We start from the raw sequence: 20,769 nt of genomic DNA on the forward strand, positions 1-20,769 counted from the left end.
GGCCGTCCGGGGCGGCCGGTGGTGCACGGGACGGCTAGACTCTCTGCGCATTGATGGGCCCCGCCGCCCGCCGACCGCTCCGACCGGTCGGGCGGGCGCGGCGGGGTCGATCGCATCGCCGGCATACGGGGGAGGGCACGGCGTGCGGATTCGTGGACGAGTGGTCCTGGCGGCGGCATTGGCGCTGAGCACGGTGGGGACGACGGGCGTGGCGTTGGCCGTGGACCGGGACGCCGGTCCGGCCACCGGGTCATCCGGCGGCGCCTGGTCGGCCGGGGCGGTCCCGGCCGCCGAGGACGTCCGCGCGGCGGCCGGAGCCGGCACCGGCGGCCGGGTCGCCGCACCTGCCGCCCGGCGCCCGGCGCCGGTGGTGACCCGCCCCGCGACCCAGGTCGCGCAGGCCGCCCCCGCCTCGGTGAGCTACCTGAGCGACCGTTACCGGGTCGCCCCGGGCGAGGCCGCCCGCCGGCTGGCCCTCCAGGAGCTGTCCGCGCCGCTGGCCGACACCCTGGCCGCCCGTTTCCCCGACTCGTACGCCGGGATGTGGCTGGACCAGGCCGGTGGCGGAATGCTCACCATCGCCGCCACCGATCCGGCACCGGTCACCGAGGCGGTCGCCGGCCTGCCGGACGCCCGGCACGTCACCGTCGTGCCGGTCCGCCACTCGCGGCGCGACCTCGACGCGGCGGCGGCCCGGCTGGCCGGGACGCTGGGCGTCACCGCCGGTCGGGACGTGCTGGTCGACGAGCGGGCCAACGAGGTGCTGGTGCTCACCGGCGACGCGGTGCCCGCCGACGACGCCCGGCTGGCCGGCACGCTCGACGCGGCCGGGGTGCCGGTGCGGGCCCGGGCCCGGCTCGACGACTCCGCGATCCCCAAGGCGTGCGACCCGCGCTACTGCGCCAAGGCGCCGATGCGCGGCGGCATCCGGCTCGACGTGCCCCGCGACGACGGCACCGTCGGCGGCTGCACCACCGGCTTCAACGTCCGGGCGAAGTCCGGGCAGTACTACGTGCTGACCGCCGGGCACTGCGTGGTCGGCGGCCGGCACCAGCGCGTCGACGACACCTGGCACCAGTTCCTCGGGCCGAAGGTGCCGGTGGGCCTGGAGTCGACCAATCCGGTGCTGGCCGAGAACGCCTTCCCCAACGACTACGCGGTCCTGCCGTACGCGAAGGGCGCGACGACCCGCTGGGCGTACCCGAGGCGGACCGTGGGCAACGCCCCGAGCCTGGTCAACTACTGGTGCGTGGCGGACAATCCGGCCTGCGCCAGCAAGGGCAGCCGCGACGTGCCGATCACCGGCGTCACGCCGTACGGCGCGGTGCAGGCCGGCTGGGTGGTCTGCGCCACCGGTTCGGCGTACACCCCGAAGGCCGGCGAGCAGTACGTCGACTCGGGCGCCGGGGCCGGTTACCTGCCGGGCACCCGCTGCGGTGAGGTCATCGGCAAGGCCAGTGGCGGCATCGACGTGCGGGTGTGCGCCCGGCCGGGTGACAGCGGCGGTCCGCTGTTCACCGAGTCCGACGGGCGGGCGCTGGGCATCCTGAACAACGGCGACCCCGGTGAGGGTCCCTGCACCAACCCGGACGAGAAGAACACCTACGCGCCGGTCTCGGTGATCCTCGACCGGGTCAACGGCCGCACCGGGCTCGGCTTCCAGATCGCCACCCAGGGGCCGCTGCTCACCCCGCCGGTCGGCTCCTCGAACCGGTAGCCCACCGGGTCCGGCCGGCTTCCCGAACCGGTAGGTCGCCCGGTCCGGTCGGCTCCTCGAAGCGGTAGGTCGGCGGGCCCGGCCGGTCACCGCGCCCGGCCCGCCCCACGTCGCACCGCACACCCGGCCCGCCACGACCCAGGACGTGCCGGGCACCCGGCGCGAGGCAGCCGGCACGCCGGGTAAAGCCGGTGGTCGGGAGGTCGGTGGCTGCCTACGATCGACCGATGACTGATACGGCGAGGACGGCCCGCGCCGGTGTTCCCGAACGTCCCACCCTGGACGGCATCGAGGAGCGCTGGGCGCACCGCTGGCAGGAGGAGGGCACGTACGCGTTCGACCGGGAGAAGGCGACCGTAGCGGGTCGCGGGCCGGCGGCACAGACGCCCCGTCGGCACGGTCGCGGCGACGACGTGTACTCCATCGACACCCCGCCGCCGACCGTATCCGGCGAACTGCACATGGGGCACGTCTTCTCGTACACGCACACCGACACGGTGGCCCGGTTCCAGCGGATGCGCGGCCGCAACGTGTTCTACCCGATGGGCTGGGACGACAACGGCCTGCCCACCGAACGCCGGGTGCAGAACGTCTACGGGGTGCGCTGCGACCCGTCCCTGCCGTACGACCCGACGTGGCAGCCGCCCGACGCCCCGGTCACCGAGGCCCGACGCCGGGAGCCGACCCCGATCTCCCGACGCAACTTCGTCGAGTTGTGCGCGCGGTTGACCGCCGACGACGAGCAGGTCTTCGAGGCGCTCTGGCGGCGGCTCGGGCTGTCGGTGGACTGGTCACTGACGTACACCACGATCGGGCGGGCGGCGCGGGCCACCTCGCAGCGGATGTTCCTGCGCAACCTGGCCCGGGGTGAGGCGTACCAGGCGGAGGCGCCGACGCTGTGGGACGTCGGGTTTGGCACCGCCGTGGCCCAGGCGGAACTGGAGGACCGGCAGCGCCCGGGGGCGTACCACCGGCTGCGGTTCACCGGGCCGGGCGGGCGGGAGGTGCTGATCGACACCACCCGGCCGGAGTTGCTGCCGGCCTGCGTGGCGCTGGTCTGCCACCCGGACGACGAGCGGTACGCCGACCTGGTGGGCGCGACGGTGCGTACCCCCGTGTTCGGGGTGGAGGTGCCGGTGCGCGCGCATCCGCTGGCGGATCCGGCCAAGGGCACCGGCGTCGCGATGGTGTGCACATTCGGTGACCTGACCGACGTGACCTGGTGGCGGGATCTCGACCTGGCGACCCGGGTGGTGATCGGCCGGGACGGTCGGCTGCTGGCCGAGCCACCGGCGGGCGTGCCCGCGGCACCCTACGCGGCGCTGGCCGGGCAGTCGGTCAACGCCGCCCGACGGACCCTGGTGGAGCTGCTGCGCGCGGCCGGTGACCTGGTCGGCGAGCCCCGCGAGATCACCCATCCGGTGAAGTTCTACGAGCGTGGCGACCGGCCGCTGGAGATCGTCTCGACCCGGCAGTGGTATCTGCGCAACGGTGGCCGGGAGGCCGAGCTGCGGGCGGCGCTGCTGGCCCGGGGGGACGAGCTGCGCTGGGTGCCGGAGCACATGGGGCACCGCTACGCGCACTGGGTGGGCGGGCTGACCGGTGACTGGCTGGTCAGTCGGCAGCGCTTCTTCGGTGTGTCGGTGCCGGTGTGGTACCGGCTCGACGCCATTGGCGAGCCGGACCACACCAACCCTCTCACACCGGACGAAGCGTCGCTGCCGGTCGACCCGTCCAGCGAGCCGCCGCCCGGCTACGACGAGTCGCAGCGCGGTGTGCCCGGTGGTTTCGTCGGCGACCCGGACGTGCTGGACACCTGGGCCACCTCGTCGTTGACCCCGCAGATCGTCGGCGGTTGGGAGACCGACCCGGAGCTGTTCGACCGGATCTTCCCGATGGACCTGCGCCCGCAGGGGCAGGAGATCATCCGCACCTGGCTCTTCGCCACCGTGGTCCGCGCCCACCTGGAGCACGGGGTGCTGCCCTGGCGGGACGCGGTGCTCTCCGGCTGGATCCTCGACCCGGACCGCAAGAAGATGTCCAAGTCCAAGGGGAACGTGGTCACCCCGATGGCGTTGCTGCAACAGCACGGCTCGGACGCGGTCCGCTACTGGGCCGCCAACGGCCGGCCCGGGATGGACCTGGCCTTCGACCCGGCGCAGATCAAGGTGGGTCGGCGACTGGCCACCAAACTGCTCAACGCGTCGAAGTTCGCGCTCGGGCTGGGCGCCGGCGACGCCCTGCGCGCCCCGGCGACCACCCCGCTGGACACCGCCATGCTCGCCGAACTCTCCGCCGTGGTCACCACCGCGACCACCGCCTTCGACGGGTACGACCACACGACCGCCCTACAGGCCGCCGAGGCGTTCTTCTGGCGGTTCTGCGACGACTACATCGAGTTGGTGAAGGAACGCGCCTACGGCACCGGGCCGGGTGCCGACTCGGCCCGGGCGGCCCTCGCCACCGCCCTGTCGGTGCAGTTGCGGCTCTTCGCCCCGGTGCTGCCGTACGTGACCGAGGAGGTCTGGTCGTGGTGGCGGTACGGCTCGGTGCACCGGGCCACCTGGCCCACCACGTACGAGGTGGACCGGGCCATCACCGGCACCGGTGACCCGGCCCTGCTCCGGCTGGCCGGGGACGCCCTGGCCCAGGTCCGCCGGGCCAAGTCCGACCGCAAGCTGTCGATGCGGGCGGAGATCCCGCTGGCCGAGGCGTTGGGCCCGGCCGCCCTGCTCGACCAGCTCACCCTGATCGCCGACGACGTCCGCGCCGCCGGCCGGATCACCACCCTCGACCTGCTCCCCGACCGCGCCCCCGAGCTGGTGATCGCCAGCGCCTTCTGACCGGCAGGGCCCCGCGCGGGGTCGGCGACCCCGCGCGGAGGTTCGCCATATCGCCGATATAGCGGTGTCAGCGTGGGGCGGATGCCGCTATATCGGCGCACCTGTGTCGATCATGCCGCCCCATCCGGCCCGCCCCGCCCCGCCCCGCCGCACCACCGCCCGGCCCGGGACAAGGTTGCCGGGCCGGGCGGGGTACCGGGATCAGCTGGTTTCGCCGGCGACGCTGAAGGAGCGGAGCCGGTCGACCGCCAGGACGGTGAAGCCGACGCTCACCAGGGCGGTCAGCACCACCGCGACCGGCACCGAGACGGTCGTCGACAGCAGCGCCGTGGGGGCCATCCGGTCGGTCAGGGCGATCACCCACTGCTGGATCGACAGCACCTTGGTGCCGCTGACGAAGTTGCCCAGCAGCCCCTCCCAGATCAGCACGTAGACCAGGCCGAGCAGCACCGGCCGCCGGGTGACCAGGCTGAGCGCCAGGAACAGCGCCGAGTACGCCAGCGCGCCCAACGCCGAGGCGGCGGCGAGGGCCAGGCCGAGGCGTGCCGAATCGGCCAGCACGCCCGCGACGTAGAGCGGCACGGCGACCGTGGCCGCGCTGACCCCGGCGGCCACCATGAGTTTCGGCAGCACGATCTGCCAGCGCGGCAGCGGCTTGGTCAGGATGTGCACCACCGTGCCGTCGTCGATCTCCGCGCCCAGCACGCCGGTGCCGATGATGAGCGCCACCACCGGCAGCACCACGGCCAGGCCGAGGCCGACCAGCACCGGCGGCGCCCACTCACCCGGGTCCACCCCGAGCGACCGGCAGAGGACGGCGAGCAGCACCAGCACCGCCGGCAGCGGCAGCAGCATGAGGAACCGGCGACGGCCGAACAGCCCACGCGCGGTGATCCAGGAAACGGTTGACATCAGGCCTCCACCAGGTAGGAGAAGACGCTCTCCAGGGACTCGTCCTCGGGGGTCAACTGCCGGACCCGGATCTGCCGGGCGAGCGCGATCTTCGGCAGCGCCCGGGTGAACGCGCCGTAGTCGCCGGCCCGTACGGTCAGGCCGGTCTTGTCCAGCTCGACGCCGGAGACCGACGGGTCGGCCATCAACGCCACGGCCAGCGCCCGGTCGTCGGTGGAGCGGACCGCGAAGACGTGCGGCCGGTTGGTCATCAGCCGGCGGATGGTGCGGAAGTCACCGGAGGCGGCCAACCGGCCGGCGACCATCACCTGCACGGTGCCGGAGACCTGCTCGACCTCCTCCAGGATGTGCGAGCTGAACAGGATGGTCCGCCCGGCGTCGCCGAGGGAGTGCAGCAGGCCCATCATGTGCAGCCGCTGGCGCGGGTCCATCCCGTTGAACGGCTCGTCGAGCAGCAGCACCTGCGGGTCGTGCACCAGCGCGGCGGCCACCCGGGTACGTTGCCGCATCCCCTTGGAGTACGTACCGATCCGGCGGTCCTGAGCGTCGGTCATCTCGACCAGCTCGATCGCCCGGCGGGCGGCGGCCTCCGGGTCGGGCAACCGGTGCAGCTTGGCGCTGGCCAGCACGAACTCCTTGGCGGTGAGGAAGGAGTGCACCGCCTCCCGCTCGCTGACCAGCCCGAGCCGGCGGTAGACACCGGGATTGCGCCAGGTCGACTCGCCGTCGAGGGTGAGCGTGCCCCGGGACGGGGCGAGGAAGCCGGCCATCATGTGCAGCAGGGTGGTCTTGCCGGCGCCGTTGGGGCCGAGCAGGCCGGTCACCCCGGAGCTGAGCTGCATGGTGACGTCGTTGACCGCCACCACGTTGCCGTACCAGCGGGAGACCCCGGCGAGATCCAGGGTGCTGGTGGTGACCGCCGGCCGGGCGTCGGTGTCGAGTGTGGTCATCGGGCGGCCACCTTCCGGTATCGCAGCAGCAGCAGGGCGGTGCAGGCGGTGACCAGCAGCACGGCGACGATCGCGTAGACCGGGCCGAAGCTGCCGATCGGCATCCCGCCGCCCTGCCCCTCGGGCACCAGCAGGTCACCGAGCGCCCAGGTGCCCACCCCACCGACCAGCGTCGACGGCGAGGCGAGGAAGGCCAGCTCGTTGACCGCGTGGGACGGCAGGATCGACAGCACGCCGACGATCGGGGTGGTCATCAGGAACACCGCCACGATCCCACCAGCGGCGAAGGCCCGCTTGCCGGTGAGCGAGGCGACCAGCAGGCCGATCGCGGCGAAGACCACCGCCCACAGCCCGGCGTAGAGCAACCCGGGGAGCAGGTCGAGCAGCTCGTTCCAGGTCCCGCGCAGGCCGTCGGAGGTGGTGAACGCCGCCGCCAGGAACATCACCAGCTGCGGCCCGCCCAGCAGCAGCCAGAGCGCGCTGACCAGGGAGAGCAGCTTGGCCAGCGCGTAGTCGTCGCGCGGCAGCGGCCGGGAGAAGTACAGCGGGAGCACGCCGCTGCGCAGGTCCCGGGAGACCAGCTCGGGGGCGGCCACCGCGACGAAGAAGATGACCAGCCAGCTCATCGCGTCGGCGAACTGGGCGTACGTCATCACCACCTCGCCGAGCTGGCTGCGGACGGCGGCGAGGCCGGCGGCCACCACGGTCACGATGCCGACCACCAGCCAGGGGAAGATCTTCGCCTTGGCACTGCGGCCCAGCCCGAAGACGGTCCGCAGGCCGTGCAGGTAGAGCGCGCCGAAGACGTGCCGGCGGCCCAGCCTCGGGCCGGTGTACCGCTGGTAGCCGATGTCGTGGATGACGCCGGTCGGCTCAGGCATTGCTGGGCTCCCTCGGGGCGAAGAGCTCGGCCACCCGGTGCCGGCGCTGGTCCAGCCGGTGCAGCGGCAGGTCCAGCTCGGCGACCGCGCCGAGGATCAGGTCGTAGGTGCGCTCGTCGACGAGCGGGACGAGCAGCATCCGGCCGTCCCGGGTCACCGGCAGGTCGAGCGTGGCGAGTCGGCCGGCCAGCTGGTCGGTGCCCTCGCTGACCTCGACGGCGAGCACGTCGGTGGCCGAGGTCATCGCGTCGATCCGGTCGGCACGCAGGAGCCGGCCGCCGTCGATGGCGACCAGGGTGTCGCAGATCCGCTCCACCTCGCCCAGCAGGTGCGAGCAGACCAGCACGGAGATGCCGAACTCGGTGCCGATCCGGTGGACCAGGGCGAGCATGGCGTCCCGGCCGGCCGGGTCGAGGCCGTTGGTGGGCTCGTCGAGCAGCAGCAGGTCCGGGTCGTGCACCAGGGCCTGGGCGAGCTTGACCCGCTGCTTCATTCCGGTGGAGTAGCCGCCGACCGGCCGGTAGCGCTCCTCGTAGAGGCCGACGTGCCGCAGCGTCTCGGAGGCACGCTCCCGGGCCACCGTCCGGGGCAGGCCGCTCATCCGCCCGAGGTGGGTGACGAGCTCGGCGGCGGAGAGGTCGGGTGGGAGCGCCTCGTGCTCCGGCATGTAGCCGACCCGGGCGCGGACCGCCGCCGGGTCGGTGGTGGGGTCGAGGTCGAGCACGGAGACCCGTCCGCTGGTCGGCGGGAGCAGGCCCAGCAGGATCTTTATCAGGGTCGACTTGCCGGCGCCGTTGGCGCCGACCAGCCCGATGATCCCCGGCTCGACCGCGACGGTGAGGTCGGCCAAGGCGGTGACCCGGCCTCCGTACGTCTTGGTCAGCGACTCGGTCGCGATCAGTGTCACGCCGCCAGCCTAGGGAGGTGGCACCCTGGCGGGTATCCGGAATCGCCCGGGGTCGCCCCTGATTCCCACCCTCGACCAGCCCCGTCCTCGGCCGGCCGGCCGGGCCGCGCTGCGCCGGGTGGGCCGGAGGCGGCCGGGCGGAGACAGCCGGGCGGAGGCGGGCGGGGCGGGGCAGAGTGGTGATCCACTCGTCATCAGCGATGTAGCGGTATCCGCCGCACCTGATACCGCTACATCGACCCAGCGGGTCGATCCAGGGCCGGCCGGCCGGCCAGGCGGGCGGGCAGAAGGTCTGCACGGCCGGGCCGGTAAGGCTTTCGTAACGGCGTTGGGCGGTGACCGACCACCGTTGTCCGGCGAGACTGGGCGGCATGTCCCGTCGCCTGTTGCGTACCCCGCTGACCTGGGTCGCCGTCGCCGTCCTCGGCGTCGGCGTCGCCTTCGGCCTGTACTGGTTCCAGCCCTGGAAGGTGGTGACCGACAACCAGGTCGACGAACAACTCGCCGAGGTGGACGCCGCCCCGGCCGGCACCACCCCGGCCGACACCCCCGGCACCGGGGCCACCGGGGCCACCCCCGCCGGCACCACGCCGACCACCCCGACCGCAGGGACAGGGACCCCCGCCAGCAGCCCCACGAGCACCCGGCCGGTGGTGGTCAGCCGGGGGGAGTTCGTCAGCCATGAGCACGACACCGCGGGCACCGCCCGGATCGTCCGTACCGCCGGTGGGGGGCACCGCTTGGAGCTGGTCGGATTGGACACCTCCAACGGCCCCGATCTGAAGGTCTGGCTCACCGATCAGCCGGTACGCACCGGCCGGGCCGGCTGGGGCGTCTTCGACGACGGCCGCCGGGTGGAGCTGGGCCGGCTCAAGGGCAACAAGGGCGACCAGGCGTACGCCATCCCGTCCGGCACCGACCTCGCCGGACTGAACAGTGTCGCGATCTGGTGTCAACGATTCGCCGTCTCGTTCGGTGCCGCGCCCCTGGTCCCGGTGGGTTGACCTCGCTCACCATCCGGTCGACGCACCCCTCCATTGATCCACTTCCGGGTCGGCAGTGGAGTGGCGCTCTCGACCGATCGCCGGTCGGCTGAGAAACTGTGAGCCGGTCGGCGAGTGAGGGGTAACGATGAGCAACAGTTGGGTGCTGCCCGAGGACGTGTTGCGGGATGCCCCCGCGTACGCGCCGCGCCCCGGTGAGCTGGCCGATCTGGAGTTGCTGCTGAGTGGGGCGTACACCCCGCTGGCCGGCTTCATGACCCGCGCCGACCTGGCCTCGTTGTCGCGTCGGGGTCGACTGGCCGACGGCACCTCCTGGCCGGTCCCGGTGACCCTCCAGGTGCCCGCCCCGGTCGCCGACGGCCTGGACCCGGCCGATCCGGCCCGCCGGACGCTGGTGCTCACCGACGGCGAGGGTGCCCCGGTGGCCGCCCTGGAGGTGACCGACGTCTGGCCGGTCCGCGAGGGGGTGGCCGGGCTGGGCGGCCCGGTCCGCCGACTCGGCGACGGCGGGCACGGCCCGTTCCAGCGGTTGCGTCGGGGCCCGGAGGAGATCCGACCGCTGCTGCCCCCGGGCCGGGTGCTCGGGGTGATCGCCGACCGGCCGCTGCACCGGCCGCAGCTGGCGCAGATCGCGCACGCCGCCCGTACCCTCGGTGCCCATCTGCTGGTGATGATCCCGGTCGGTGAGGACGGCGCCGGCGGGCTGCCCACCGAGGCCCTGGTCCGCAGCGTCTTCGCCGCCCGGGACCGGATGCCCCCGGCGACCCTGGTCGCGGTGCCGCTGCCGCGGCGCACCGACGAGATCAGCGACGCCCTGCTGCGGGCCCGGATCTCCGCCGCGTACGGGGTGACCCACCTGCTCTCCACCGGCGGCATGCTCTCCGGCGCCGGGCTGCGGGTGCTCGTCCCCCGCGAGCTGGCCTACGACAGCCGGGACGGCCAGTGGCGTTGGCGGGACGACATCCCGCCGCGCAACCGCAAGCTGGCGCTGAGCGAGGCGGAGATCGACGACCTGCTCGACCGGGGGTTCCCGCTGCCCGAGTGGCACACCCCGCCGGCGGTGGCCAAGGAACTCAGTCGGGCCCGCCCGCCGCGCCGGCACCGGGGGCTGGTGGTCTTCCTGACCGGGCTCTCCGGTTCCGGCAAGTCGACCATCGCCCGGGGGCTGGCCGATCTGCTGCGGGAGCAGGGCGAGCGCACGATCACCCTGCTCGACGGCGACGTGGTGCGCCGGGAGTTGTCGGCCGGGTTGACCTTCAGCCGGGCCGACCGGGACGCCAACGTCCGGCGGATCGGTTGGGTGGCGGCCGAGATCGCCCGGCACCGGGGGGTGGGCATCTGCTGCCCGATCGCCCCGTACGCCCAGGCGCGGGCCGCCGTCCGCGAGATGGCCCGCTCCGCCGGGGCGGGCTTCCTGCTGGTGCACGTGGCCACCCCGTTGGAGGTCTGTGAGCAGCGCGACCGCAAGGGCCTCTACGCCCGTGCCCGCGCCGGTCTGCTCACCGGGATGACCGGCATCGACGACCCGTACGAGACGCCGACCGATGCGGACCTGGTGGTCGACACCACCGACCAGAGCATCGAGGAGGCCGTGCAGGTGGTGATGAACCACCTCACCGAGACCGGTTGGGTGGAGCCGCGCCTGCCGTCCGCCTGACCTCGGGGTTCCACTTCCGCCGCTGCCCGCTGCGCGCTAGTGTTCAATCTTGTTTGAACACGTTCGAGCGCGTGCAGGTGTGTGGACCGGGAGGCAGGGCGGATGCTGGCGCGGCAGCGACAGGCGACGATCCTCGACCGGGTCCGGACCGCCGGTGGCGTACGGGTGACCGAACTGGCCGCCGAGTTCGGCGTATCCGACATGACCATCCGGCGTGACCTGGACACGCTGCACGACCAGGGGCTGTTGGCCAAGGTGCACGGTGGGGCGACCGCCACCGGTCCCGGCTCGACCGACGAGCCGGGCTTCCACGCCAAGTCCGTCCGGCAGTCCGCCGAGAAGGCCGCCATCGCCGGCCACGCCGCCGAACTGGTCCGGCCCGGTGCGGCGATCGCGCTCTCCGCCGGCACCACCACCGCCGAGCTGGCCCGCCGCCTGGTCGACGTCGCCGGGCTGACCGTGGTGACCAACTCGCTGCCGGTGGCCGAGATCCTGCACACCGCCGGCCGCCCCGACCAGACCGTGGTGCTGACCGGCGGGGTGCGCACCCCGTCCGACGCGCTGGTCGGCCCGCTGGCCGTGGAGGCCATCCAATCGCTCCACCTGGACCTGCTCTTCCTCGGCGTACACGGGATCACCGAGCGGGCCGGTTTCACCACCCCCAACCTGATGGAGGCGGAGACCGACCGGGCCCTGGTGGAGGCTGCCGACCGGCTGGTCGTCCTCGCCGACCACACCAAGTGGGGCACCGTGGGCATCTCCTCCATCGTCGGCCTGGGCGCCGCCGACGTGCTGGTCAGCGACGACCGGTTGGCCCCCGAGGCGCGCCGGGTGATCGACGAGAAGGTGGGCGAGCTGGTGATCGTGACAGGCACGGGCCGGGCGACCGGGCAGGAGACGACACGGTGAAGCGTACGGCGATCGAGTTGGCCGACGGCCGCGAGCTGATCTACTTCGACGAGCGGGACGACGCGGTCCGGGACCAACCGGACCAGCGGGAACTGCCCCCGCCGCCGGCGGCCTCCCAGCTGCGGTACGACCCGCTCACCGACGAGTGGGTGGCGGTGGCGGTGCACCGGCAGACCCGGACCTTCCTCCCGCCGGCCGACCAGTGCCCGCTCTGCCCGTCCCGGGGCGACCGGCACAGCGAGATCCCCGCGCCCGACTACGACGTGGCGGTCTTCGAGAACCGGTTCCCCTCGCTGAGCCAGCGGATCGCCGACGAGCCGGCCGAGATCACCCCGTTCACCCCGGTCCGCCCCGGCCAGGGCCGCTGCGAGGTGGTCTGCTTCACCGACGACCACCAGGCGTCCTTCGCCAGCCTCTCCCCCCGTCGGGTCCGGCTGGTGCTGGACGCGCTGGCCGACCGGACCACGGCGGTCGGCGCGCTGCCCGGGGTGGAGCAGGTGTTCTGCTTCGAGAACCGGGGGGTGGAGATCGGGGTGACCCTGCACCACCCGCACGGCCAGATCTACGCCTACCCGTTCGTCACGCCACGTACCCGGTCGCTGCTGGCGGCGGCCCGCCGGCACGCGGAGCGCACCGGCGGGGGCAACCTCTACGCCGACGTGCTCGCCGCCGAACGCGCCGCCGGCGACCGGGTGGTCGCGGCCAACGACCACTGGACGGCGTACGTGCCGGCGGCGGCCCGCTGGCCGTTCGAGGTACACGTCGCGCCGCACCGGCCGGTGCCGGACATCCCGGCGCTCGACGACGCCGAACGGGACGCGTTCGGCCCGCTCTACCTGGACGTGCTGCGCCGCTTCGACGGGCTGTTCGACCTGCCCATGCCGTACATCGCGGCCTGGCACCAGGCGCCGGTGCGGATCGACCGGGAGCTGGGCCACCTGCATCTCCAGCTGTTCACCGTCCGCCGGGCGAAGGACAAGCTGAAGTACCTGGCCGGCTCCGAGTCGGGCATGGGGGTCTTCATCAACGACATCGCCCCCGAGCGCGCCGCCGAACTCCTGCGCGCCGGCTGACCCGCACCCCTGACCCGCACTCCTGACCCGCACCCCCGACCCGCACTCCTGGCCCGCCGGCTGACCCGCATCCCTGCGGGCCGGCTGACCCGCACCCCTGCTGCGCGTCGCCGGACCCCGGACAGCAGGACGCGGGGGCCCGGGACCGGGCCCCCGCGGGGAAGGGACGACTGGCTGTGCTCGACAGCCGGGGAGGCTGGCCGGTCGGCACCGGTGCCGTGCCGCGACCGACGTGCTCCCTGGACGCGACTGGCACCACGTCCACCCGGCTCAACGACCCTTTTCCCGGCCGGTGACGCCGCCGTCACCCGGACGGGTGGCGCCTCCGGGTGACGCCGGCACGCGCCCGCCGGCCGGGTACGACGGAACCCGCCGGCGGTCCGCCGACGGGTTCCGAGGGTGCGCGTTGAGAGATCAGGCGCCGAGCTTGCGGGCCAGGTTCTCGTCGAGGGTGTTCATGAACTCGTCGGTGCTCTGCCACGGGGCGTCCCGCGAGATGAGCAGCGCGAGGTCCTTGGTCATCTGGCCGGCCTCGACGGTGTCGACGATGACCTGCTCCAGGGTGTCGGCGAACTCGGTGACCGCCGGGGTGCCGTCCAGCTTGCCCCGGTGGGCCAGGCCCCGGGTCCAGGCGTAGATCGAGGCGATCGGGTTGGTCGAGGTCTTCTCGCCCTTCTGGTACTGCCGGTAGTGCCGGGTGACCGTGCCGTGTGCGGCCTCCGCCTCGACGGTACGACCGTCCGGGGAGAGCAGCACCGAGGTCATCAGGCCGAGCGAGCCGAAGCCCTGCGCGACGGTGTCGGACTGCACGTCACCGTCGTAGTTCTTGCAGGCCCAGACGTAGCCGCCCTCCCACTTGAGCGCGGCGGCGACCATGTCGTCGATCAGCCGGTGCTCGTAGGTGATGCCGGCGGCGGCGAACTCGTCCTTGAACTCGGCCTCGAACACCTCGGCGAAGAGGTCCTTGAACCGGCCGTCGTACGCCTTGAGGATGGTGTTCTTGGTGGACAGGTAGACCGGGTAGCCCCGGTCCAGGCCGTACCGGAACGAGGCGCGGGCGAAGTCCCGGATCGACTCGTCGTAGTTGTACATGCCCATGGCGATGCCGCCGCCGGGGAAGTTGGCGACCTCCAGCTCCATCGGGGCGCCGCCGTCGGCCGGGGTGTAGCTGATCGTCACGGTGCCCGGACCGGGCACCACGAAGTCGGTGGCCTTGTACTGGTCACCGTGGGCGTGCCGGCCGATGATGATCGGCTTGGTCCAGCCGGGGACCAGCCGCGGCACGTTCGACATGATGATCGGCTCGCGGAAGACCACGCCGCCGAGGATGTTGCGGATGGTGCCGTTCGGCGACCGCCACATCTTCTTGAGGCCGAACTCCTCCACCCGGGCCTCGTCCGGGGTGATGGTCGCGCACTTGACGCCGACGCCGTGCTCCTTGATGGCATTCGCGGCGTCGATGGTCACCTGGTCGTCGGTGGCATCCCGGTGCTGGATCGACAGGTCGTAGTAGTGCAGGTCGACGTCGAGGTAGGGCAGGATCAACTGCTCCCGGATCTGCTTCCAGATGATCCGGGTCATCTCGTCGCCGTCGAGCTCCACGACCGGGTTGTTTACCTTGATCTTCGCCATCGGCCGGCGCTCCTCTCGGGGGACACGTGCTCTAGCAGTACGAGCGTACTGGAAACCGGTCGACGGCACCGAGCCGGCCTCGACCCGGCCCCCTCGGCCGGCAGAAACACCGGGCGGACCACAGCGGACACCTGACAGGATCGCCGGATGCCGCTCAGCCGCACCCTCGGGTCTATCACGGTCACCGCCCTCACCGACGGTGAGGGACCGTTCTTCCAGCCTCGCGCGGAGGCGTTCCCCGCAGCCACCGCCGCACACTGGCGCGAGGCGGACCGGCGGGAACCCGACTCGGTGACCGCCGACGGCGACTGGTGGCTGCCGTTCCGCGCCTTCGCCCTGCGCGTCGGGGACGGGCCGGTGACCCTGATCGACGCCGGCATCGGGCCGGCCGGCTCCCCCGCCGCGAGCTGGGCGCCGGTGCCGGGTCGGTTGCCGGCCGAGCTGGCCGCCGCCGGCATCGACCCGGCCGACGTGCACACCGTCGTCCTCACCCACCTGCACAGCGACCACATCGGCTGGGCGGTGACCGGCACCCCGGGCCGCCCCTACTTCCGCAACGCGACCTACCTGCTCCAGCGGGCCGAACTGGCCGCCGTGGAGAGCATCAACCCCGAACTGCCGGCCGGCCTGATCGCGCCGTTGCGCGCCGCCGGCCAACTCCGGGTGGTCGACGGCGACACCACCCTCACCCCGGGGGTACGACTGCTGCCCACTCCCGGGCACACCCCCGGCCACCAGTGCGTGCTGGTCGACACCGGCGACGAGCGGGTCCTGTTCACCGGCGACCTGCTGGTGCACGTGGTGCAACTGATCGACCCGGAACTGGCGTACGCCCACGAGGTGGACCCGGCCACCGCCCGCCACTCCCGCACCACCCTGCTGCGCGACCTCGCCGGCACCACCCCTCCCCCCACCCTCCTCGCCACCCCCCACCTGTCCACCCCCTTCACCCCCCACCCCCACCCACCCGCCCCCGCCCCTCCCCCTGCCTCGCCCCCGCCTTCAGCCCCGGCCCGCCCCGGTGATCAAGAGGTTTAGGTCAAGAAACCGCCTCGGCGTGACCTAAACCTCTTGATCACCGGGGCGGGCCGGGCGGGTGGGGTGGGACGGCTGAGGGGCGGGCCGGCGGGAGCCGGCCCGCCCCTCAGGGTGGGTGTTTCACGTGGTCACATGCTGGCTACGTCGGCCTGCTTGGCGCGGACGGCCTCGGCGGCCTCCTTGAGGCTGGCCAGCTCGTCGGCGTCCAACTCGGTCTCGACGACCCGCTTGACGCCCTCGGCACCGATCTCGGCCTCGACGCCCAGGTAGACCCCGGAGATGCCGAACTCGCCGTCGACCCAGGCACAGACCGGCATGACCGCGCCGGAGTCCTCGGCCACGGCCCGGGCCATCCGCGCGGCGGCGGCGGACGGGGCGTAGTACGCCGAACCGGTCTTGAGCAGCGCGACGACCTCGGCACCACCGTTGCGGGTCTTGACGACCAGTTCCTCGATCTGCGCGGCCGGCATCGCGTCGCGCAGCGGCTTGCCGTTGACGGTGCTCTGCGACGGCACCGGGACCATGGTGTCGCCGTGCGAGCCGAGGGTCAGCGTCTTGACCGACTTGACCGGCACCTCCAGGGCCTCGGCGACGAAGTTGGTGAACCGGGCGGTGTCCAGCATGCCGGCCTGGCCGAGCACCCGGTTCTTGGGGAACTGGGTGGCGAGCTGGGCCAGCGCGGTCATCTCGTCGAGCGGGTTGGACACCACGATGACGACGGCGTTCGGGGCGTACTTGGCGACGTTCTCGGCGACCTGACGCACGATCTTGGCGTTGGTCTCCAGCAGGTCCATCCGGCTCATGCCCGGCTTACGGGGCAGACCAGCGGTGATCACCACGACGTCCGAGCCCTCGATGGCCTCGTAGCCCTCGCCGTTGGGGCCGGTGGTGGCACCGACGACCTTGGTCTCGAAGCCCTCGACCGCCCGGGACTGGTTGAGGTCCAGCGCGAGACCCGCCGGCTTGCCCTCCACGATGTCGGTGATCACGACGGTGTCGAAGACGTCGTACTCGGCCAGGCGCTGTGCGGTGGTGGAGCCGTAGAACCCGGCCCCGACGACAGTGACCTTCTTACCCATGGTCGTCCCACTCCCTGCTACCAGTCGGTTTTCCCGACCGTAACAGTCATCGCGGCACCGTTCGGGCCAGGGGCGGCGGCCATCCCCGGGATGGGGCCAACGTCACCACCGCCCGGTTCCCGGCCGGTGGCGCGAGTGCCGACGGCCCCCACCCCGGGACACCGTCGCCGAGCAGGGGTGATCAGCCTCGCTCGGCGCGTTCGACGACGTTGGTGAGCAGCATGGCCCGGGTCATCGGCCCGACGCCGCCCGGCATCGGCGCCAGCCGGGCGGCGACCTGGGCCACCTCCGGGTCCACGTCGCCGGTGTACCGGCCCTTGCCGTCGTCGCCGATCACCCGGGTGATGCCGACGTCCACCACGGTGGTGTCCGGGGTGACCATGTCGGCGGTGAGCAGGCCGGGCACCCCGGCGGCGACGATGACGATGTCGGCGGCGCGGGTGTGCGCGGCCAGGTCGAGGGTGCCGGTGTGGCAGAGGGTGACGGTGGCGTTCTCGCTGCGCCGGTTGAGCAGCAGGCCGAGCGGTCGCCCGACGGTGTTGCCCCGGCCGACGAGGGCGACGTTGGCGCCGCGCAGCGGCACGTCGTACCGGCGGAGCAGCTCGACGATGCCGCGCGGGGTGCAGGGCAGCGGACCGTCGTAGCCGAGCACCAGCCGGCCCAGGTTCACCGGGTGCAGCCCGTCGGCGTCCTTGTCCGGGTCGATCATCTCCAGGGCCCGCTGGGTGTCCAGGTGCCCCGGGAGCGGCAGCTGGACGATGTAGCCGTGGCAGCCCGGGTCGGCGTTCAACTCGGTGAGCACGTCGTCGAGCTGCTGCTGGGTGGCGTCGGCGGGCAGCTCCCGGCGGATCGAGGCGATGCCCACCTCGGCGCAGTCGCGGTGCTTGCCGTTGACGTACGCCTCCGAGCCGGGGTCCGCGCCGACCAGGACGGTGCCCAGGCCGGGGGTGACACCTCGCTCCGCCAGCGCCTTGACCCGTACCCGCAGCTCGTCCTTGATCTTGGCCGCGGTCGCCTTGCCGTCCAGGATGATCGCCGTCACGACCAGATCGTCTCACGGCCGATGGACGGCGGACCGCCGACGGGGGAAGCGTCACTTTCCGTTACGTGCAGTTAGTCACTTTGAGTTACCGAATATGGACCAGGCCACTCGCCGGGCGGGACGACCAGCCCCTGCCGACCACGGACCGGACGGGCGGCAACCAACCTCCCGGACTGGTCGACCCGGCCCCACCGGCCCCCGATCCGCTCACCCCCACACGGGATCTGAACAGCAGATATAGCCACCCTCTCTACCAGGCGGACCGGTCGACGACAAGGCCGTCGACGGTGAGCCGTTATCCGTTCGCAACGCTTCCGTTGTCGCCGGGTCGATCCTGACCTACCGTTGCCGGACGTTGCGCAGAGTCACCCAGCGCCGGGTCCGGCTGCGCTACGTGATGAGATGAGGAGACCCCCATGCGTGTGCGCAGGCTTGCTGCCTGGACCGCTCTCCCGCTCGCGGTGACCCTGGGCCTGGCGGCCTGCGGCTCGGGCGGCGGCAGCGGAACCGGTCAGTCCGACCCCAATGCGGCCGTGCGGATCGAGATCGCCGAGCCGCAGCACCTGGTGCCGACCAACACCAACGAAACCAGCGGTTCGCAGGTGCTCGCCGCCCTGTTCAGCCCGCTGGTCGACTACGACGAGGCCAACAAGCCCCACGAGGTGGCCGCCGAATCCGTCACCTCGTCGGACAACAAGGTCTGGACGGTCAAGCTCAAGGACGGCTACACCTTCCACAACGGCGAGAAGGTCACCGCCGACAACTACCTCGACGCCTGGAACTACGGCGCGTACGCCCCCCACGGGCAGAACTCCAGCTACTTCTTCGAGAAGATCGCCGGGTACGCCGACCTCCAGGGCGACAAGCCGGCCGCCGAGCGGTTGTCGGGGCTGAAGAAGGTCGACGACCTGACCTTCACCGTGACGCTGACCGAGCCGTACAGCGAGTTCAAGACGATGCTCGGGTACACCGCCTTCTATCCGCTGCCGAAGGCCGCCTTCTCCGGGCCCGGCACGCTGAAGGAGGGCTACGAGCAGGCCCCGATCGGGCAGGGCCCGTTCCGGATGAAGGGCTCCTGGCAGCACGACGCCAAGGTCGAGGTGGAGCGCTACGACGCCTTCCCCGGCGAGCAGCCGAAGGTCGGCGGGGTCGAGTTCCGGATCTACCAGCAGCCCACCGCCGCGTACGCGGACGTGCTGTCGGACAACCTCGACGTGATCAAGACGATCCCGACCGAGAACCTGTCCACCGCCGCCACCGACCTGGGCGACCGGTTCCAGCAGAGCCCCGCGTCGGCGTTGCAGGTGCTGGCGTTCCCGACCTTCCAGAAGGAGTTCAGCAACCCCGAGGTCCGCAAGGCCATCTCGATGGCGATCGACCGGGACGAGATCACCAAGTCGATCTTCAAGGACTCGCAGCAGCCGGCCCGCTCGTTCGTCTCGCCGGTGGTCGCGGGCTACCGGGAGAACACCATCGGCACGGCCGGTGAGTTCGACCCGGCCGCGGCGAAGGCGAAGTACCAGGCTGCGGGCGGCCCGAAGAAGATCGAGCTGTCGTACAACGGCGACGGCGGGCACAAGGACTGGATCGACGCGACCTGCAACCAGCTCAAGGCCAACCTGGGCGTGGACTGCGTCGGCACCGCCGAGCCCAAGTTCGCCGACCTGCTCACCAAGGTCAAGGCGAAGCAGCCGGTGGGCCTGTTCCGGATGGGCTGGGTGATGGACTACCCGTCCATGGAGAACTACCTGGGCCCGTTGTACAGCACCAACGGCTCCTCGAACTACTACGGCTACCGCAACCCCGAGTTCGACAAGCTGCTCGCCGAGGGCGCCAAGGCCCCGAACGAGGAGGCCGCGGTCGCGAAGTACCAGGCCGCGGAGGACCTGCTGGCCAAGGACCTGCCGGTGATCCCGCTGCGCTACGGCCAGAACAACTTCGGCCACTCGACCAAGGTGAAGAACGTCCAGATGGACCTCTTCGACCGCATCGACCTGCTGAAGATCGAGGCGGTCAGCTAGTCCGGGTCGGCGTCGGCGGCGAGCGGGCCGCCGACAGGTGAAGGCGCGTCGGCGGCAACGGGGCCGCCGACGGGAGCAACGGGTCGGGTCATCGGTGGACGGTGGCCCGACCCGCCTCCGTCCCCGCCCGTTATCAGCAAGACTGCACAGTATGTTCCGCTTCGTTCTGCGGCGTCTGCTCCAGATGGTCCTGGCCTTCTTCGGGACCACGCTGATCGTGTACGCCCTGATGTTCGCTGGCCAGGGCGACCCGATCCAGGCGCTGGCCGGCGAACGGCCGGTCACCCCGGCCCAGCGGGCGTACCTCACGGAGAAGTTCCACCTCGACCGCACCGGCGTCGGCGGCTTCTTCTACCGCTACTTCGACTACCTCAGGAACCTGCTCCAGGGTGACCTCGGCCAGTCGCTGACCGGCCGGTCGATCGGGGACATCCTCGCCGCCGCCTGGCCGGTCACCGTCAAGCTGGCCGTGATCGCGATGGCCGTGACGATCCTGTTCGGGGTCACCGCCGGGGTGCTCGCCGGCATCCGCCGGGCCAGCCTCTTCGACAACGCCACGCTGGTGCTGACCCTGCTGGTGCTGGGCATCCCCACCATCGTGCTGGCCCCGCTCGCCCAGTACCTGCTCGGCGTCCGCTGGCCGCTCTTCCCCCCGACCGCCGGCGCCGACCCCGACCTGTACGCCCTGCTGCTGCCCGGCATCGTGCTCGGCTCCCTGTCGCTGGCCACCGCGCTGCGGCTGACCCGGACCTCGGTCGCCGAGAACCTGCGCGCCGACTACGTGCGCACCGCCCGGTCGAAGGGGCTGGTCCGGCGACGGATCATCGGCGTGCACGTGCTGCGCAACTCGCTCATCCCCGTGATCACCTTCCTCGGCGTCGAGCTGGGCAACCTGATGAGCGGCGCGATCATCACCGAGGGCGTGTTCAACATCCCCGGGGTGGGCTTCAACCTGTTCCGGGGCATCCGCACCGAGGACGGCCCGCTGGTGGTGGGCATCGTCAGCGTGCTCGTCGTGGTCTATCTCGTCGCCAACCTGGTGGTGGACGTCCTGTACGCCGTACTCGATCCGAGGATCCGCTATGAGTGAGCGCGACGAGGTGC

At 72.3% G+C, this 20,769-nt stretch carries 15 protein-coding genes and 1 pseudogene; 9 read left to right on the forward strand and 7 right to left on the reverse strand.

Features of this window, described 5'->3' with window-relative positions; translation table 11 throughout:
- Positions 1 to 142: 142 nt before the first annotated feature.
- The gene (locus ACQP1S_RS27280) at positions 143 to 1,717 is read left to right on the forward strand and encodes a trypsin-like peptidase domain-containing protein (RefSeq protein WP_432900512.1); all 1,575 of its coding nucleotides are present in this window, start codon (positions 143 to 145) and stop codon (positions 1,715 to 1,717) included.
- A 227-nt stretch (positions 1,718 to 1,944) separates the two neighbouring features.
- Entirely contained in the window at positions 1,945 to 4,560 is a 2,616-nt protein-coding gene (gene valS, locus ACQP1S_RS27285) for a valine--tRNA ligase (RefSeq protein ID WP_432900514.1), read from the forward strand.
- Between the two features lie 201 nt (positions 4,561 to 4,761).
- Here the strand turns inward: valS and ACQP1S_RS27290 are convergent, their stop codons facing one another.
- The 4 genes and pseudogenes from ACQP1S_RS27290 to ACQP1S_RS27305 form a co-directional block, all read right to left on the reverse strand.
- Positions 4,762 to 5,472, reverse strand: a complete 711-nt coding sequence (locus ACQP1S_RS27290; RefSeq protein WP_432900516.1) for an ABC transporter permease — start codon at positions 5,470 to 5,472, stop codon at positions 4,762 to 4,764.
- Positions 5,472 to 6,422, reverse strand: coding sequence for an ABC transporter ATP-binding protein (locus tag ACQP1S_RS27295; RefSeq protein WP_432900518.1), 951 nt, complete (start codon positions 6,420 to 6,422; stop codon positions 5,472 to 5,474). The genes ACQP1S_RS27290 and ACQP1S_RS27295 overlap by 1 nt, the downstream gene beginning before the upstream one ends.
- Complete coding sequence (locus ACQP1S_RS27300; RefSeq protein ID WP_091241633.1) at positions 6,419 to 7,303, reverse strand: ABC transporter permease; 885 nt, start codon at positions 7,301 to 7,303, stop codon at positions 6,419 to 6,421. The genes ACQP1S_RS27295 and ACQP1S_RS27300 overlap by 4 nt, the downstream gene beginning before the upstream one ends.
- Positions 7,296 to 8,117, reverse strand: a pseudogene (locus ACQP1S_RS27305) (ABC transporter ATP-binding protein); the annotation flags it as partial. The pseudogene ACQP1S_RS27305 and the gene ACQP1S_RS27300, both read right to left, overlap by 8 nt.
- Positions 8,118 to 8,581: 464 nt before the next feature.
- On the opposite strand from ACQP1S_RS27305, the gene ACQP1S_RS27310 reads away from it, so the two are divergent.
- The 4 genes from ACQP1S_RS27310 (at position 8,582) to galT (ending at position 12,853) form a co-directional block, all read left to right on the forward strand.
- Entirely contained in the window at positions 8,582 to 9,214 is a 633-nt protein-coding gene (locus tag ACQP1S_RS27310; protein WP_432900521.1) for a DM13 domain-containing protein, read from the forward strand.
- A 127-nt stretch (positions 9,215 to 9,341) separates the two neighbouring features.
- On the forward strand, positions 9,342 to 10,871 hold the full coding sequence (gene cysC / locus ACQP1S_RS27315; RefSeq protein ID WP_432900523.1) for an adenylyl-sulfate kinase: 1,530 nt from the start codon (positions 9,342 to 9,344) through the stop codon (positions 10,869 to 10,871).
- Between the two features lie 102 nt (positions 10,872 to 10,973).
- A complete protein-coding gene (locus tag ACQP1S_RS27320; RefSeq protein WP_091241645.1) occupies positions 10,974 to 11,780 on the forward strand; it encodes a DeoR/GlpR family DNA-binding transcription regulator in 807 nt (268 codons plus the stop codon).
- Entirely contained in the window at positions 11,777 to 12,853 is a 1,077-nt protein-coding gene (gene galT / locus ACQP1S_RS27325) for a galactose-1-phosphate uridylyltransferase (protein ID WP_432900525.1), read from the forward strand. The genes ACQP1S_RS27320 and galT overlap by 4 nt, the downstream gene beginning before the upstream one ends.
- Positions 12,854 to 13,267: 414 nt before the next feature.
- Here the strand turns inward: galT and ACQP1S_RS27330 are convergent, their stop codons facing one another.
- On the reverse strand, positions 13,268 to 14,485 hold the full coding sequence (locus ACQP1S_RS27330; RefSeq protein ID WP_091241651.1) for an NADP-dependent isocitrate dehydrogenase: 1,218 nt from the start codon (positions 14,483 to 14,485) through the stop codon (positions 13,268 to 13,270).
- A gap of 147 nt (positions 14,486 to 14,632) precedes the next feature.
- On the opposite strand from ACQP1S_RS27330, the gene ACQP1S_RS27335 reads away from it, so the two are divergent.
- Positions 14,633 to 15,523 carry an MBL fold metallo-hydrolase gene (locus tag ACQP1S_RS27335; protein WP_432900527.1) on the forward strand — a complete coding sequence of 297 codons (891 nt, stop codon included), beginning with the start codon at positions 14,633 to 14,635 and terminating at the stop codon, positions 15,521 to 15,523.
- A gap of 128 nt (positions 15,524 to 15,651) precedes the next feature.
- Here the strand turns inward: ACQP1S_RS27335 and ACQP1S_RS27340 are convergent, their stop codons facing one another.
- Positions 15,652 to 16,602, reverse strand: a complete 951-nt coding sequence (locus tag ACQP1S_RS27340) for a malate dehydrogenase (RefSeq protein WP_363665572.1) — start codon at positions 16,600 to 16,602, stop codon at positions 15,652 to 15,654.
- A gap of 181 nt (positions 16,603 to 16,783) precedes the next feature.
- On the reverse strand, positions 16,784 to 17,644 hold the full coding sequence (locus ACQP1S_RS27345) for a bifunctional methylenetetrahydrofolate dehydrogenase/methenyltetrahydrofolate cyclohydrolase (protein ID WP_091241660.1): 861 nt from the start codon (positions 17,642 to 17,644) through the stop codon (positions 16,784 to 16,786).
- Positions 17,645 to 18,060: 416 nt separating this feature from the next.
- On the opposite strand from ACQP1S_RS27345, the gene ACQP1S_RS27350 reads away from it, so the two are divergent.
- Positions 18,061 to 19,665 carry a peptide ABC transporter substrate-binding protein gene (locus tag ACQP1S_RS27350; RefSeq protein ID WP_432900530.1) on the forward strand — a complete coding sequence of 535 codons (1,605 nt, stop codon included), beginning with the start codon at positions 18,061 to 18,063 and terminating at the stop codon, positions 19,663 to 19,665.
- A gap of 151 nt (positions 19,666 to 19,816) precedes the next feature.
- Entirely contained in the window at positions 19,817 to 20,755 is a 939-nt protein-coding gene (locus ACQP1S_RS27355) for an ABC transporter permease (protein WP_091241666.1), read from the forward strand.
- The last annotated feature ends 14 nt before the right edge of the window (positions 20,756 to 20,769 follow it).

The sequence above is a fragment of the Micromonospora matsumotoense genome, from assembly GCF_050951065.1.
Taxonomy (GTDB): Bacteria; Actinomycetota; Actinomycetes; order Mycobacteriales; family Micromonosporaceae; genus Micromonospora; species Micromonospora matsumotoensis.